Origin of the sequence: Flavobacterium gelidilacus DSM 15343, assembly GCF_000422685.1 — a bacterium.
GTDB lineage: Bacteria > Bacteroidota > Bacteroidia > Flavobacteriales > Flavobacteriaceae > Flavobacterium > Flavobacterium gelidilacus.
Genome location: NZ_AUGN01000001.1, coordinates 431,079 through 447,963 on the forward strand (window position 1 = coordinate 431,079; position 16,885 = coordinate 447,963).

The following is a 16,885-nucleotide window of genomic DNA, read 5'->3' on the forward strand; positions in this document are numbered from 1 at the left end:
TTACTTCCAATTAAAAGTAATTTCTTTTTTAATATCTGGGTGCAAACTATAATGAACAGGGCAAGTATTTGCCGTTCTTTCTAAAATAGTTTTAGTTTTTTCATCAACACTTATGTCGAAATTAAAAACAATATGGATTTCAGAGATTCTTCTTGGCTCACTGGCCATTATTTTTGTTACTTCAGCAGTTGAATTTGATAAATCAACATTCATATCCTGAGCTTTAATTCCCATAACAGTAAACATACAAGTTGCTAAACCATTTGCAATTGTGTCAGTTGGTGAAAATGCTTCTCCTTTTCCGTTGTTATCTAAAGGAGCATCAGAAATTATTTCTGAACCTGAATTTATATGAATAGAAGAAGTTCTTAAATCTCCTAAATAAGTAACTTTTGATGTTGTCATTATTTTACTTCTTCTATGGTTAATTCGTCTGTGTAGTGCATTAAATAAATTCCGGTATTGTAGTTACCTTCTTCTATTTTTCTATAATTAAATTTACTTTCTAATTGTTCAGAAGTTAAACCTGTTGTAGAGTTTACAAACCCGTTTTCTTCATACATTCTTAAAATCGTATCGAATGTAACATCAAAACCTCGTGAAGCAAAGAAATTAGGATTTACATTATTATCTTTCTTAAATTTTTCTCTAAAAGACTCGTAATAAGCACTCTTATTCGTTCTAGTTACTGAAGGAAACATCATTTTTAAATCAGTATATCTTTTTAAAGGTATTTCTTCAAATTCTAACGCATCATAAATTTCGAAAACAACTAATTGAATATCATATTTAGATTTTAATTTGGATAAAATACTTGTTGTATTTAAAATTATATTTGTTTTTTCAGTATCGAGAATTATAAAATTCTTTCTATTTGGGTCTAAAAGAGATGTAATATTTTCTGATGTAACGGCTCCTTTTTCTGTTAAAGGGATAATTTTTAAATCAGGAAACTGAGCCAATACTGTTTCTTTATTATCTTGTTTTTTATTACTAAAAATAGCTAATACATTTCCATTGTTTTTCTTGAAATGATTGAATAATACCTCTCTCATCAATTCATCTGAAGGTCTTGCATAATATATATTAGGATAAGGCCTTCCGTTAGTTACAGACAATGGAGAAATAATTGGAATATTATATTTTTCTAAAGCGATTGCCGTTTGTTCTACTTGAGAATTAATTAAAGGACCAACGACAGCGTGTACTTTTGAAAAATCATTTTTTTGAATAATAGAATTTAAGTTATTAGATGCTTTTTTGGATTCAAAATCAATTACTTTTACCTTTAAATTAGTATAACCCATTCTTTTTGCAGAATCAATTGCTATTAAAGCACCTGCATAATAATCTAGAGCAATGTTGGTTAATTGTCCATGTTTAGAATTTAAAAATTCTGACTTACTTCTAATAGAATCACTTTCCATCATTGGAATATTAAAAGGAAGAAGTAAAACTAAAGTTTTTTCAACATCGCTTTTTTTAGCTATTAGTTTGGTTTTATCTGAAGTTAACTCTAATGTTTTTAAGGTATCGCTTGGAATATTAATAATCAAACCTTCTTTAAAACCTTCGCTTAAAATTGGGTTTAACTTTAATATTTCCATCTGAGAAACGTTAAACTTTTTAGAAATTCCGTAAAGGGTTTCTTTTGGTTTAATTTCATATTGCTCATAATCCGATTTTTCTTTTGAAATTGCTCTTTTTCCTTTTTTAGTAACAGCAATGGCTATTCCGACAGGAAAACTATCTTTAATTTCAGGATTAAGTTCTTCTAGTTCTTCAATTGTTAATTCAAACTTTTTTGCAATACCATATTTTGTATCTTCTGGCTGAATTATATATTTGCCATAATCTAAAATCGAATCTTTAACCGTTGAAGGAATTACAAACTTTGGATCTAAAGGCTTTTTTACAATTAATACTTGTCCTTCTTGTAAACCATCTCTAACAATTACTTTATTCCAATTATCTAAATCATCTATAGTGATGTTGAATTTTTTGGCTAGACTATATTTAGTATCTTTTGCTTGTACTATATAACTTTCTAGTCTTTTAGGCTCATCAATTACTTGACTATCTTTTTTTGAATCTTTGGGATCAACTTTATACTTTTGTAAACTAATTAATAATACTTGATTTTCATTAATTCCATTTTTTGCTTCTGGATTTAACTTAAAAATATCATAAGGTGTTACTTTATACTTTTTAGCAATTTGAGTAACCGTTTCTCCTGCCAAAACAGTATGCTTAACATAATCCTTATTGGGTTGAGCAAAAGAACTAAATGAAACAAGAACTATTAATAGAAATATCTTTTTAATTTGATTCATAAAATTGAAATTAATTCAGGTCAATTATTTTTTTACTTTAAGTTGTAGTTCTTGACCTGCTTGAAGGCTTTTTGTTAAAAGAGATTCATTTTGTTGTTTAATATCATCAATAGAGACGTTGTACATTTTTGAAATACTATATAATGTTTCTTTTGGTTGTACAAGATGTTTTACCAGTTTAAAGTCATCAGGGTTTGAATTATCAACAGTTACTTCTTCTGATTTTATTTGTATTTCAGTTTCAGATTTAACCTCATTAACTACAATTGGTCTATTTGATTTTATCTTTAATACTTGTCCAGATTGTAATCCATGATTTAATAAAACGGCATTATCAGCAGTAATTTCCTCTACCGTAGTACCATATTTTTTTGATATACTATAAAGCGTTTCACCTAAGCTAACTTTGTGAGTGATTTCAGACAAAGGCTTATTATTGTTTTTCTCTGATGATATTGTTGAAATAACTTGTTCTGGTTCATTATTAATAAATAAATTTTTTGCAACAGGCATTTTTAATGTAGTTCCAGATTGAAGTCCATTTTTTAATACTTTTTCATTTTCTTTTTTAATTTCTTCAACAGTCACACCATATTTTTTTGACAAGCTAGTAAGAGTTTCTCCAGATGCTACTTCATGATCAATAAAATGATTTTTATCGGATATATTTAATTTTGAAATAGCTTCACGTCTACCATAATTTGGGTCTTTTGTTTCTTCAATGTTTGAAGCTTCAGCAAGCAGTTCTTTTTCTTTAGCTTCTGCAATTTTAACATTAGCTAATTCTCTTTCTTCTCTTTCTTTTGTGCGTTCAAGCAAGGCTAATTTTTCTTTTTCCCTTTTTTCTTTTCTTTGCGTTATTATTTCTTGGCTTTTTATAGGCTGAGGAATGTATAATATCATTCCCTCACTAACCCCATCAATTGCCTTTTTATTTAATCTATAGATTTCCGTTGGAGAAACAAGGTATTTTTTTGAAATCATTAAAATAGTTTCTCCTAATGCAACTTTGTGAGTAACAATCTCAACATCATCATCTTCTTGACTGTAACCAATTTGAAAAGTCAACAGCAAAACTAAAAATAAAACTAATTTTCTACTCATAAGTGTGAAATTGCTTTTCCTTATTTGGCGATCATTTAAAATCATAATTTAAGATTTGGGTTAAACTTCAATTATTATCAAGAATAAAATATTTATTCCCATTCGATTGTTGCTGGTGGTTTAGAACTGATGTCATACACTACTCTATTAACACCTTTAACTTTATTTATTATCTCATTAGAGATTTTCATTAAAAAATCATAAGGCAAATGAACCCAGTCGGCTGTCATACCATCAGTAGATTCAACGGCTCTAAGAGCTACTACTTTTTCATATGTACGTTCATCTCCCATTACTCCTACACTATTAACCGGTAATAAAATTGCACCAGCTTGCCATACTTTATCATACAATCCGTGTTCTTTTAATCCATTGATAAAAATTGCATCTACTTCTTGAAGAATATCTACTTTTTCTTGAGTAATATCTCCTAAAATTCTAATAGCCAAACCTGGACCAGGAAATGGATGTCTTCCTAATAATTCAGCATCAATTCCTAATGTTTTACCTACTCTTCTTACTTCATCTTTAAATAACATTCGAAGTGGTTCAACAATTTTTAATTTCATAAAATCAGGCAAACCACCTACATTATGATGCGATTTTATAGTTGCAGAAGGACCATTAACTGATATTGATTCAATAACATCTGGATAAATAGTTCCTTGAGCTAACCATTTTACATCTGTCAATTGGTTTGCTTCATCATCAAAAACTTCAATAAAAGCATTTCCAATTGCCTTACGTTTAGTTTCTGGATCATCTACACCAGCAAGAGCTTTCAAAAAGCGTGCCGAAGCATCAACTCCCTTAACGTTTAAGCCCATACCTTTATACTGATCTAAAACGCTATCATACTCATTTTTACGCAATAAGCCATTATTAACAAATATACAATATAAATTTTTTCCTATAGCTTTATGCAATAAAACTGCAGCAACGGTAGAATCAACTCCACCAGAAAGCCCTAAAACTACTTTATCGTCTTTGACTTTATTTTTTAATTCTTCAATCATTTCTTCCACAAAAGCGTTTGGAGTAAAATTTTGAGGAACTTCAGCAATTTTTACTAAAAAGTTCTCTAACATTTGCTTTCCGTCGGTTGAATGATATACTTCTGGATGATATTGAATTGCGTAAGTTGTTTCTCCTTCAATTTTGTAAGCTGCATTTTCTACATCTTTTGTACTAGCAATTCTTACTCCATTTGTTGGTAAAGTTTTGATTGTGTCTGAATGACTCATCCAAACTTGACTATCATTACTTATGTTTTCTAAAAAAGGCTCATTCTCTTTTATATAAGACAAATTAGCTCTCCCGTATTCTCTTATGTTTGAAGGAGCAACTTCTCCACCAGAAAAATGAGCTAAATATTGAGCACCATAACAAACTGCTAAAAGGGGCTTTTTACCTCTAATCTCTGACAAGTCTGGATGTGGTGCATCTTCTGCTCTAACAGAAAATGGACTACCCGATAATATAACGGCTTTAAAAGTTGACAAATCCTTTGGAGGATTGTTGTAAGGATATATTTCGCAAAATATATTAAGTTCACGAACTCGTCTAGCGATTAGCTGAGTGTATTGTGAACCAAAATCTAAAATTAGTACGTTGTGTTGCATTTGGCAAAATTAATTCTTTATTTGGGTTTTAAAAATTACTTAACAACAAATGTTAAATTAGAACCACTTTTTCTTTTTAAAATAATAAATCATCGATAAAACGATAAGAAACATAATTCCAAGGACGAAAAAATAACTGTATTTCCAATGTAATTCTGGTAAATTATCAAAATTCATCCCATATATTCCTGCAATAAATGTTAACGGCATAAAAACAGAAGAAATTACGGTCAGTATTTTCATAACTTCATTCATTCTATGACTTTGTGCTGTGTAAAAAAAGTTACTAGCACTGTCTAAAGCATTCATATCATATTCAATTTGCTCAATTAACTCAAGCGTTTTTTGATGTAGTCTTCCAAAATAAACAAAGTTTGATGGCTCAATAAAGTTTAATTCATCATCATCTTTAATTGTTTTTATTGTATAAAGTGCATCTCTCAAAGGAATTACAGAACGTTTTAGTAAATGAAAAATTTCTCTAGCCTTTTCAATATCTTGCATTATAAAAGGATCATCAGAAACTTTAGATAAGGCTAATAATTCTTCAATCTTATTTTCTTTTGCTTCAATTGTTATATAAAAATTCTCAATTATTGCATCTAATAAAAGATATAATAGAAAATCTACTTTCTTTTTTCTAACTATTCCAGTATTTGTTCTTAATCTTTCTCTAATGTGCGTAAAAAAATCACCTCTTTTTTCTTGAAATGAAACCACTAAATCTTCCTGTAATAAAAAACTAATTTGTTCAATACTTATTGATTCTTTGTCTTCATTAGGTAAAATTGATTTAACACTAAAGAATAATGTATTATCTAGTTCATCTAAACTTGTTCCTCTAGATATATTAACAATATCTGATACGATTAAAGGATTTAATTTTAAATTTTCTGTTAAGCTTTTAATAAGTTCAACATTATTTAATCCATGAATATTTAACCAATTACTTTTTGTGTCTACTTTAGATTTAAAGAATTCATCTGTTGAAATTTTTTGAAATTCAATTAAACTTTCATCATTATATACAAATAACTGTAATTCAGTTTCTTTATCTTTATAAATTCCGGTATATTCAACTTGAGTTGGTTGAATTTTTCTACCTTTTTTATATTTAATTTTTCTCAAAACTCTAAATTTTATACATCAAAGATAGGAGTTTTTAAAAATCGAGTTTACTTTTACAAAAATTATTACAAACAATGAAAACACTACTTATTAACATTAAAGAACTGCTTCAAGTCAGAGAAAAATCAGTAAATATGGTGTCTGGCAAAGAAATGAATGATTTACCTATCCTTAATGATGCATTTTTACTACTTGAAAATAATATTATTTCTGACTTTGGAAAGATGGTAGATTGTCCTACAAATAGCGATGCTAAAATCATTGATGTTACAGGGAAAATAGTTTTACCAACTTGGGTTGATAGCCATACACATATCGTTTATGCCGGAAATCGAGTGCAAGAGTTTGTTGATAGAATAAATGGGCTTACATATGAAGAAATTGCTAATCGTGGTGGTGGAATATTAAATTCGGCAAAAAAACTTAACGAAACATCTGAAAACGATATTTATGAACAATCTAAACTTCGATTAGAAGAAGTTATGCAACAAGGAACTGGAGCTGTTGAAATAAAATCGGGTTATGGATTAACTGTTGAAGGAGAGTTGAAAATGCTGCGTGTTATAAAGCGGTTAAAAGAAAATTATCCTATTGAAATTAAAGCTACATTTTTAGGAGCACATGCTTTTCCTTCTGAATTTAAAGAGAATCATAAAGTTTATATTGATTTAATTATTAATGAAATGCTTCCGAAAATTGCTGAAGAGAATTTAGCAGACTATATTGATGCTTTTTTAGAAACTGGCTATTTTTCAGTTGATGAAACTGTCAAAATAATACAAGCTGGAAAAAAATATGGTTTACAAGCAAAAATTCATGTAAATCAATTTACTGCAATAGAAGGAATAAAGGCTTGTGTAGAAAACAATGCTTTATCGGTAGATCATTTAGAAGTTGTGACAGATGAAGATATTGAAGTTTTAAAAAACAGCAAAACTATGCCTGTAGCTTTACCAAGTTGCTCTTATTTTATTACAATTCCTTATACTCCTGCACGAAAAATGATTGATGCTGGATTACCTTTAGCAATTGCAACTGACTTTAATCCTGGTACAACTCCATCTGGAAATATGAATTTTGTTGTAGCTGCAGCTTGTATAAAAATGAAAATGACACCTGAAGAAGCTATAAATGCTGCTACTATAAATGCTGCTTATGCTATGGGAGTTTCAGAAACTCATGGTAGTATTACTAAAGGGAAAAAGGCAAATATTATTATTACAAAACCACTGACCTCTTTTTATCAATTACCTTATGAATTTACTAGTAATTTGATTGATAAAGTTATGATTGAAGGCCAATTTATTTCATAAAAAAAAAGCATCACAAATGTGATGCTTTTTTTTTAATGTTAATTTTAAATTATCTCAAATCAAAAGTAGAGTTAGCAACTAAATCTCCTTTACTAAAAATATTGATGTAATATTTTCCTTTTGCAAAGTCTTTACCTGATAGTTCTTCATAAACATCTACTGTGCTGTTTTCGAATTTTACTTTTGAAATAAAGCTATATGTTAATAATTTATCATTAAAAGTAATTGATTTTTTATCTCCTAAAACATTATTAGCAGCATCGATTACCTGAACGTAATATTCTCTTTCACCAGATTTAGCCATTGCATTTTCAGCAATTGTGAAGCTAATTTTTAATTTATCTGCTCTACTTGCTTTTTCTGTTTCAATTTGTTTTCCAGAACTTCTCTCTTTTACTGCAATCGTTTTTAGATTAACAATAACTAGTTTTTGTCCTTTTTCAACTGTTTTTGATAACTTTTCATTTTGATTAACTAAAGTATCATTGTATTTTTTTGATTCGTCCAAAACTACATTAGTACTATCTAAATTTTTAGTTAGTAACATGTTTTCTTCTTTAAGTTTTGTGTTTTCAGCTATTAGACTGTCCATTTCTCTTTTTAAACGAATATAATCGTTTTTATAATTAGCAACAGATTCTCCTTTTTTAACTCTAACAATTAAAGCTTCAACTTTTGCTTTTTCAGCTTCTAGTTCTTCTTTTAAAGATGTATTACTAGCAATTTCACTATCATACATAGCTTTCATTTGCTCTAGATCGTTTAAAACTAACTCTTTCTCTGAAAGTATTTTATCATACTTACCTTCGCTTAACTCAATATCTCTTTTTGAGTCAGAACTCATTTTAAACATATAGGCCATACTACCTAGTAATAATAAAGATAATATTAGAATTATTGCCTTTAATTTTGAATTGTTTTGATTGCTTTCCATTTTTAATATTTAGTTTTTTAAAGTACAAATGTACATTCTTTAGATTTAATAACGAAAATATATAAGATTATAGTATTTTTGAATTCTATTTTTTTTTATTTATGGATAATTTAATACCCTTTAGTATTTCTAATTTAGCTGAAATTACAAACCATAGAAGTGGTGAAGTAAAATTTGGCGAAAGAATTATAACAATACCTAAAGATACTTCTTTTTTAGAATTTATTTCAAAATCTGACGCGCTTTTTGTTTTATTTGGCATTCCAGAAGACATCGGCGTGAAAGCTAATTTTGGAAGAGTTGGGACTGCTTCGGCTTATTCAAGTGCTATAAAAAGCCTTGTTAACATTCAGCATAATAAATTTTGCAAGGGAAATAAACTAATTTTATTAGGGCATTTAGATGTAGAAAATGAAATGAAGATAGCAGCATCTTTAAATCCAAATGACAAAGAAGAAAGAAAAGAACTTTTTAAATTAGTCGAACAAATAGATAAAGAAGTTTCTCATATAGTAAGTGTTATTGTAAAACATGGAAAAATTCCGATAATTATTGGCGGTGGACATAACAACGCTTATGGAAATATAAAAGGATTAGCATTAGGAAAAGGAAAAATGGTTAATGCCATTAATTTTGATGCACATACTGATTTTAGAATTATGGAAGGAAGACATTCTGGAAATGGTTTTACTTACGCTTTTGAAGAACAATTTTTAAAAAAATATTTCGTTTTTGGACTTCATGAAGGGTTTGTTTCTAAAAGTGTTTTTAATACTATAAAATCAATTCCTGATTCAATTAATTACAATACCTATGAAGAAATTGATGTTAGAAAAGAAAAAAATTTCGATACTGAATTAGATATTGCATTAGACTTTGTGAAAAATGACCCTTTTGGAATTGAATTAGACTTAGATGCCATACCAGGTGTATATTCAAGTGCTATGACTAATTCTGGATTCGGTGTTGATAAAGCCCGTCAATTTGTACATCATTTCGGAAAAAACAAAAATGCTTCTTATTTGCACATTTGTGAAGGTGCACCAGATTTGGATCAAACCAATAACAACCATTTAACAGGTAAATTAATAGCTTATTTGATTACAGATTTTATGAAAAGTAAAATGTTGTAGTATGATTTTCAGTTAAATGAATCTTAAATTATGTCTAATTTTTAAACTTGCACTTGATTTTTGTAAATGTTATTGACATTGAAAAATCTTATTTTAATAATGATTACCTTTGTAAAAAAATTACAAATGACTTTTAAAGAATTAAATTTAATTCCCAACATACAACAAGCGGTTGAAGAAATTGGTTATGAAAAACCAACTCCAATACAAGAACAAGCAATTCCAGCAGTTTTAGAAGGTTTAGACTTAGTAGCTTGTGCACAAACTGGTACAGGAAAAACAGGTGCTTTTGCCATACCAATCATCAATTTAATACATAGAATTGTTGGTTCATCCAACAAGAAATCAAAACATATTAGAACACTTGTGGTTACTCCTACTCGTGAATTAGCTATTCAAATTCAAGAGAATTTTGATTCTTATGGTAAATACACCAATATAAAATCAATGGTTATTTTTGGTGGTGTTAGTCAAGTTTCACAAGTTGATCAATTAAGAAAAGGAGTTGATGTATTAATTGCTACACCAGGAAGACTTTTAGACTTAAACAAACAAGGCTATATTGATTTAGATTATTTGCATCATTTGGTTTTAGATGAAGCTGATCAAATGCTAGACATGGGTTTTATTAATGATGTAAAGAAAATTGTTAAACTAACTCCAGATAATCGTCAAACCTTATTGTTTTCTGCTACTATGCCAGTTGCAATTAGAGAATTGGCTGATAAATTTTTAACAAATCCAAAATACATTTCTGTTGATCCAATTTCTAGTACAGCTGAAAAAGTAGATCAAAAAGTATATTTTGTTGACAAAGGTGATAAACGCAAATTATTATATCATTTAATTAAAAATGATGATTTAAAAAATATTTTAGTTTTTACAAGAACGAAACATGGAGCAGATAATGTTGTAAAAGCACTAGAAAAAGATGGTGTTAAAGCAGCAGCAATTCATGGAAACAAATCACAAAATGCTAGACAAAGAGCTTTAAAAGATTTTAAAGATCAAAAAATTTCTGTTTTAGTAGCTACTGATATTGCTGCAAGAGGAATTGATATCGATGACTTGCCTTTTGTAATAAATTTTGACATTCCAAATATATCAGAAACTTATGTTCACCGCATTGGTAGAACTGGTAGAGCAGGAAAAAGTGGATTAGCAATTTCATTCTGTGATAAAGAAGAAAAATCATATTTAAAAGATATTGAAAAATTAATTCGAATAAAAATTAAGGTAGTTGAAGATCATCCTTATGTCTTAGATGTAAACGCTGTTTCTGAAAACTCGGATAAGAAACCTGATTTAAGAAATAAGAAAAAAGATACTAATTCTAGAAAATCTGAGACTTCAAAGAAGAATAAGAAACGTTGGTATTAATTAATAAAAAAAGAAGCTTAATATAGCTTCTTTTTTTTATGTTATTTTGCAACAGTTTTACTTCTAATTTCTTTAAAAGAATAGGTCATCTTATCTAATTTTTCTTTAAACTTTTCTTTATTATCGAATAAAGTCCATGTCATAATTTGGTAGTAAGCCTTTTCTGATTTAACGAATGCTAATTGGTAGTAAACTTTATATTCATCCACTTTTCCTTCAAATTCAATAATCTTAGATTGTAATCCGTTTATTAAAGTATCTTGCTCTTTTGAAATTCTTTTTATGTCTGGTTCCGATTCAAATCCGTCAACTATTAATTTTGAGTATCCATTTAAATCAGGTTTATAAAGCTCACCTAAATCATTATCAGAAATAATGTCTTCAAATTCTTCTGCTTTTTCATCAATAACTACGATATATATTTCGTTAAAAATATCTTGATATTGCAAAGAAGCATCATCATTCAGTTCATTAGTCTTAGACATATTTGAATAAATATCCAATGAATATTGATTTTTAATAGTTATAGTTTCAATCTGTGAATCATCTTTACAAGATTGAAACAATACAAATAATCCTAAAAGCATGGTGAATTTTCTCATCTTAAATATTTATAAATAATTGAAACTAGTTCTTTTTCATCGAAAGGTTTTATAATAACTTCATCTATTTCAGATTGAGATATTTTATTTTTAATTTCGTTTACATCTGATGCAGTTAATGCTATTATTGGCATATTAGGATTTGTTTTTTTTATTCTAATTGCTGTTTCACAACCATCCATTTCGGGCATATTAATATCCATAAGTATAATATCATGCTTGCTAGTTTCTAATTCTTTAATTGCCTGAAAACCACCATCAACAACTGTTGCCGTGAAATTATTTTTTTCAATAATTTTTTTGGTTATTAATTGATTTATTTTGTTGTCTTCAACAATCAATACTTTAATTGGTTGAGAGGTTTTATTTGATTTCTTACTTACCTTTTCTAAAATTATGGCATTTTCATCTGGTTTAAGTCCAAAATTCAACTCTAAATGTATTTCAGTTCCAGCGTTTTCTTTACTTTCTAAAGTAATTTTTCCATTTAAAATTTCAACAAGATTTTTCACAATATATAATCCCAAACCAGTTCCTTGATAATCTGTTTGTTTTCTATTTAATTGAATAAATTTATTGAAAATTAATTTTTGTTCATTTTCATCAATTCCAATTCCATTATCTTTTATGCATATTTGAATATTTATATCTTTTTCTGTTTGATTAATAATCTTTACATTGATTTCAACAAGTCCATTATTTGTGAATTTTAGAGCGTTTGTAATCAAATTCATTATAATTTGAACAAATTTTGTTTTATCACCATAAACATATTTCGGAAAATTATCGTCTAGGGTAAGTTCTATTTTATTGTTGTTTTGTTTTCCTAGATATTGAAGTGAATTTATAATTTTTTTAATCACTTGTTCAATAGAAAATTTATTTGAGTCTAGAGCTAGATTTTTATTATCTAACTTATTGGTCTGCAAAATATCATTAATTAACATTAATAAATAATTGGCTGAAAAACTCAATGATTTAATTTTTTGATTGTTTTTTAATTCTTTATGCTCTTCAATAAGTAAGTTAATTAGTCCAATAATTCCATACAATGGTGTTCTTATTTCATGAGTAACTGTTGATACAAATTGACTTTTTAAGTTTGAATTTTCTTCAGCCTTCAATTTTGCAATTTCTAGTTTTGAATTTTGAGTTTCCAAAACAGTATTTAACTTGGACCTTATTTTATAATTTCTGTATAGAAGAATGAATAATATTCCAATAATTACATAGAGCGAAATTAATAAAATATTAATGGTTTTGTTTATGCTTAAGCTTTTTATGTAGGATTTGTTTTCTATTTCAATTCGATCAATTTCTCTTTTATATTCATCCAATTCAATTGAACTCTGGGTTTCTCTTATTGTAGAAATTTTTTCCTCATTATAAATTTTATCTTTTAAAATCTCAGATTCATTTAAGTAATAATAGGCTTTATTATATTTTTTTTGAGTAGCATAAAATTTTGAAAACTTCAAATACAAATCAGCAATGTTACTCTCAATTAATTCTAACTTGTTTTCTTTTGAAATTTCTACTGCTTTTATATAATATTTTTCGGTTAAAGTATCATTATTTAAGTATTGATAATATTCACCTAATAATGAGTTATATGTAATTCTTGCTTCTACTTGACCTCTACTATTGACATAATTTGCAATTTCATCTAAATAAACCTTTCCAATATTGTATTTTTTTTCAGCAAAATAAGCACTTGCTATATTCTGTTTTATATAGTTAATTTCGACTTCATCTCTTATTTTTACTGCATAAGTTAAAGCTTTCTTATAATATAATATACTTTTTGCAATATCAATTTTACTGTAAGCGTAGACATTTCCAAGGTTGTTATAAAGCCATTGTTTTACAGAATCATTTTCTGTTAAAATAGCGTGATTAATACCTTTCTCATAATATTCAATCGCTTTATCTGGATCTAAATATTCATCAAAATTTAGTCCAATAAGATTATAAGATTTTGCAATTAACTCATCATCATTTAATTTAACAGCAAAGTTTAAAGCAATTTTAGCTTTATCTAGAGATTTTTGGTTTTCTAGCTTGTTAAAATTATTCCCAGATTCAATTAGCATGGATAAAACTTCCTTTTTCGTTTTTGCTTGTTGGGCATAAAAGAAAAAGGAAGTAAATAGTAGTAGAAATGTTACTATGTTTTTTTTGTTATATAAAATAATGGACTTTTTAAATTATCGTATTAATTTTTTATATTTTATTCTTGTTGGGGTAACTTCTTTACCTAATCGCTTGCGTTTGTTTTCTTCATATTCAGAGAAACTTCCTTCGAAACAATATACTTCTGAATCTCCTTCAAAAGCTAATATATGAGTACAAACTCTGTCTAAAAACCATCTATCATGCGAAATAATCACGGCACAACCTGCAAAGTTTTCTAAACCTTCTTCAAGTGCACGTAACGTATTGATATCTAAATCATTTGTAGGCTCATCTAAAAGCAAAACATTTCCTTCTTCTTTTAAAGTCATTGCCAAATGCAATCTGTTACGTTCTCCACCAGAAAGTGTAGCTACTTTTTTGTTTTGTTCACTTCCACCAAAATTAAAACGAGAAAGATAAGCTCTCGAATTTACTTGTCTTCCACCCATCATGACTAATTCTTGACCATCGCAGAAGTTTTCCCAAATTGATTTTTCTGGGTCAATATTTGAATGGGCTTGATCTACATAAGCGATTTTTACTGTATCACCAATTTCAAAAGAACCTGAATCTGGTTGTTGCTCTTCCATAATCATTCTGAAAATAGTTGATTTACCAGCACCATTGGGACCAATAATACCAACAATTCCAGCTTGCGGAAGCGTAAAGTTTAAGTTGTCATATAATAATTTATCTCCAAAAGCTTTAGCTACATTTTTAGCTTCAATTACATTTGTTCCTAATCTTGGACCATTTGGAATATAGATTTCTAATTTTTCGTCTAATGCTTTTTGATCTTCGTTTAATAATTTGTCGTAGTTCTGTAAACGTGCTTTTTGTTTGGTTTGTCTACCTTTTGCTCCTTGACGAACCCAATCCAACTCACGTTCTAAAGTTTTTCTATGTTTAGAAGCCGATTTTTCTTCTTGCTCCATACGTTTTGTTTTTTGGTCTAACCAAGAAGAATAGTTTCCTTTCCAAGGAATACCTTCACCTCTATCTAATTCTAAAATCCAACCTGCAACATTATCTAAGAAATATCTATCATGCGTTACAGCAATTACAGTTCCTGGATATTGTTGTAAATGTTGTTCTAACCAAAGTACAGATTCAGCATCCAAGTGATTGGTTGGTTCATCTAATAACAATACTTCTGGTTGTTGTAAAAGTAAACGACATAAAGCTACACGTCTTCTTTCACCACCAGAAAGCACACTAATTGGTGTATCTCCTTCTGGAGTTCGAAGTGCATCCATGGCAACTTCTAATTTGTTGTCAATTTCCCAAGCACCAGCAGCATCGATTCTGTCTTGTAAATCGGCTTGTCTGTCCATTAGTTTTTGCATTTTATCTGCATCTTCATAAACTTCTGGCAAACCAAACTGATCATTAATTGTATTGAATTCGTCAAGTAAAGCATAAATTTCGGCTGCTCCTTCTTTTACGATTTCAAGTACTGTTTTGGTTTCATCTAATTGAGGTTCTTGTTCTAAATAACCTACTTTATAACCTGGTGCGAAAACCAAATCTCCTTGAAAATTTTTATCTAAACCAGCAATAATCTTTAATAAAGATGATTTACCAGAACCATTTAAACCTAGAATACCAATTTTAGCTCCATAAAAGAAACTTAAATAAATATTTTTTAAAACTTGTTTGTTTGTACTAGAGTAAATCTTATTTACTTTAGACATTGAAAATATTACTTTTTTATCGTCTGACATTTTTTGTTGTTTTTACTTATTGTCTATTGTATGAAAATCTGTTAATGGCCTTCTGAAAGCTGAAAAACTAATTACATTCTACCTTTTAAGGCATTAAAAACCCATGCAATTGAAAAGAAACCAATTCCTACTGCCGCAAATCCCCAACCGGCAACATCTGCATATCTATAAATTGCTAATCCAATTAGAATGATTCCCATAATAATCATAATGAATGTAGCCCAAGCTAATACTGTATTTTTATTCATTCCCATTTTATCGTTTTTATAAGGATAACAAATGTATCAATTTCATCAATCAATTGCAATAAACAAATAGAAAATTCGAATATTTGAAATTCCAAATTCCAATGTAAAAATCAAATCTATTTTATCCGAAAATCAGTTATCTAAAAATCCTTTATCTAAATATATGAATCAACATTTCTTTTAATAAATCGCTTTGAGGTAAAGCATTTGCTCCAACCCCTTTACTTTTGACATCAATGTCTCTTAATGTTGCAATTATATAACTGACTTTCTTCATAGGATAATTTCTGAAAGCTACATCATAGTCTTTTAAGAAATAAGGGTTTACTTTTAAAACACTAGCCAAATTTTTTGGATTTTTATCTTTTGTTCCATGATATTGTAACAATTGTGAAAAGAAACTAAAAACCAAACTAGTAGTAACTACAATAGGATTATCCTTTGGATTTTGAGCAAAATAATCAATAATCTTATAGGCTTTTAATTGATCTTTTTCGCTAATAGCTTTACGCAGTTCAAAATTATTGTAGTCTTTGCTTATTCCGATGTTATCTTCAATGTCTTTTGCAGAAATTGTATGTCCTTTAGGTAAAACTATTTTAAGTTTATCTAATTCGTTACTAATTTTTGATAAATCTGTTCCCAAAAACTCAACTAACATTAAGCTTGCTTTCGGTTCAATAGCATAACCTTGCCCTTTTAATACTTTCGTTATCCAGGTTCCAACTTGATTTTCGTATAATTTTTTGCTTTCATAAACAACTCCAACTTTAGCTAAAGTTTTTGTGATTTTTTTACGCTTATCTAACGTTTTGTATTTATACGCGAAAACTAAAACTGTTGATGGTTGCGGATTTTCGGCATAACTTTCTAACTTATCAATATGTCTTGATAGTTCTTGTGCTTCCTTAACAATAATCACTTGTCTATCAGCCATCATTGGAAAACGTTTTGCACTTGAAACTATATCTTCAATTGAAGAATCTCGTCCATATATTGTAGTTTGATTAAAATCACGTTCATGTTCTTGCAATACATTCTCTTCAATAAATTCAGTTAACTTATCAATATAATAAGGTTCTTCACCCATAAAAAAGTAAATAGGTTTGATGTTTCCTGCTTTTATATCTTTTGTAATTTGAATGACTTCGTCCATAATCAGTAATCAGTGTTCAGTTATTAGTTGGCA

At 28.3% G+C, this 16,885-nt stretch carries 14 protein-coding genes; 3 read left to right on the forward strand and 11 right to left on the reverse strand.

Going from position 1 to position 16,885, the window contains the following annotated elements; all coding sequences use genetic code 11:
• From G507_RS0101985 to corA, 5 genes are all read right to left on the reverse strand, one after another.
• Positions 1 to 405: an OsmC family protein gene (locus G507_RS0101985; protein WP_026715912.1), complete on the reverse strand. Its 405-nt coding sequence runs from the start codon at positions 403 to 405 to the stop codon at positions 1 to 3.
• Entirely contained in the window at positions 405 to 2,333 is a 1,929-nt protein-coding gene (locus G507_RS17200; RefSeq protein WP_026715913.1) for an amino acid ABC transporter substrate-binding protein, read from the reverse strand. Before G507_RS17200 ends, G507_RS0101985 begins: the two co-directional genes overlap by 1 nt.
• Positions 2,334 to 2,357: 24 nt before the next feature.
• On the reverse strand, positions 2,358 to 3,437 hold the full coding sequence (locus tag G507_RS0101995) for a LysM peptidoglycan-binding domain-containing protein (RefSeq protein WP_026715914.1): 1,080 nt from the start codon (positions 3,435 to 3,437) through the stop codon (positions 2,358 to 2,360).
• A 92-nt stretch (positions 3,438 to 3,529) separates the two neighbouring features.
• Complete coding sequence (gene guaA, locus G507_RS0102000) at positions 3,530 to 5,059, reverse strand: glutamine-hydrolyzing GMP synthase (RefSeq protein ID WP_026715915.1); 1,530 nt, start codon at positions 5,057 to 5,059, stop codon at positions 3,530 to 3,532.
• Between the two features lie 57 nt (positions 5,060 to 5,116).
• On the reverse strand, positions 5,117 to 6,187 hold the full coding sequence (gene corA, locus G507_RS0102005) for a magnesium/cobalt transporter CorA (protein WP_026715916.1): 1,071 nt from the start codon (positions 6,185 to 6,187) through the stop codon (positions 5,117 to 5,119).
• A 74-nt stretch (positions 6,188 to 6,261) separates the two neighbouring features.
• Here corA and hutI point away from each other — a divergent pair, with 74 nt between their 5' ends.
• Positions 6,262 to 7,500, forward strand: coding sequence for an imidazolonepropionase (hutI, locus tag G507_RS0102010; RefSeq protein ID WP_026715917.1), 1,239 nt, complete (start codon positions 6,262 to 6,264; stop codon positions 7,498 to 7,500).
• A 49-nt stretch (positions 7,501 to 7,549) separates the two neighbouring features.
• On the opposite strand, the gene G507_RS0102015 is transcribed toward hutI, so the two are convergent.
• Positions 7,550 to 8,434: a hypothetical protein gene (locus G507_RS0102015; protein WP_026715918.1), complete on the reverse strand. Its 885-nt coding sequence runs from the start codon at positions 8,432 to 8,434 to the stop codon at positions 7,550 to 7,552.
• 101 nt (positions 8,435 to 8,535) lie between these two features.
• Here G507_RS0102015 and G507_RS0102020 point away from each other — a divergent pair, with 101 nt between their 5' ends.
• Both G507_RS0102020 and G507_RS0102025 read left to right on the forward strand, forming a co-directional pair.
• A complete protein-coding gene (locus G507_RS0102020; RefSeq protein ID WP_026715919.1) occupies positions 8,536 to 9,567 on the forward strand; it encodes a formimidoylglutamase in 1,032 nt (343 codons plus the stop codon).
• Positions 9,568 to 9,693: 126 nt separating this feature from the next.
• Positions 9,694 to 10,947: a DEAD/DEAH box helicase gene (locus tag G507_RS0102025; protein WP_026715920.1), complete on the forward strand. Its 1,254-nt coding sequence runs from the start codon at positions 9,694 to 9,696 to the stop codon at positions 10,945 to 10,947.
• A 41-nt stretch (positions 10,948 to 10,988) separates the two neighbouring features.
• On the opposite strand, the gene G507_RS0102030 is transcribed toward G507_RS0102025, so the two are convergent.
• From G507_RS0102030 to holA, 5 genes are all read right to left on the reverse strand, one after another.
• Complete coding sequence (locus tag G507_RS0102030; protein WP_026715921.1) at positions 10,989 to 11,549, reverse strand: hypothetical protein; 561 nt, start codon at positions 11,547 to 11,549, stop codon at positions 10,989 to 10,991.
• Positions 11,546 to 13,642 (reverse strand): tetratricopeptide repeat-containing hybrid sensor histidine kinase/response regulator, encoded by a 2,097-nt coding sequence (locus tag G507_RS0102035; RefSeq protein ID WP_026715922.1) that lies wholly within the window; start codon positions 13,640 to 13,642, stop codon positions 11,546 to 11,548. Before G507_RS0102035 ends, G507_RS0102030 begins: the two co-directional genes overlap by 4 nt.
• 114 nt (positions 13,643 to 13,756) lie before the next feature.
• Positions 13,757 to 15,448 carry an energy-dependent translational throttle protein EttA gene (ettA, locus tag G507_RS0102040; RefSeq protein ID WP_026715923.1) on the reverse strand — a complete coding sequence of 564 codons (1,692 nt, stop codon included), beginning with the start codon at positions 15,446 to 15,448 and terminating at the stop codon, positions 13,757 to 13,759.
• Between the two features lie 71 nt (positions 15,449 to 15,519).
• Positions 15,520 to 15,702: a CAL67264 family membrane protein gene (locus G507_RS0102045; RefSeq protein ID WP_026715924.1), complete on the reverse strand. Its 183-nt coding sequence runs from the start codon at positions 15,700 to 15,702 to the stop codon at positions 15,520 to 15,522.
• A 145-nt stretch (positions 15,703 to 15,847) separates the two neighbouring features.
• A complete protein-coding gene (gene holA, locus G507_RS0102050; protein ID WP_026715925.1) occupies positions 15,848 to 16,852 on the reverse strand; it encodes a DNA polymerase III subunit delta in 1,005 nt (334 codons plus the stop codon).
• Positions 16,853 to 16,885: the final 33 nt, after the last annotated feature.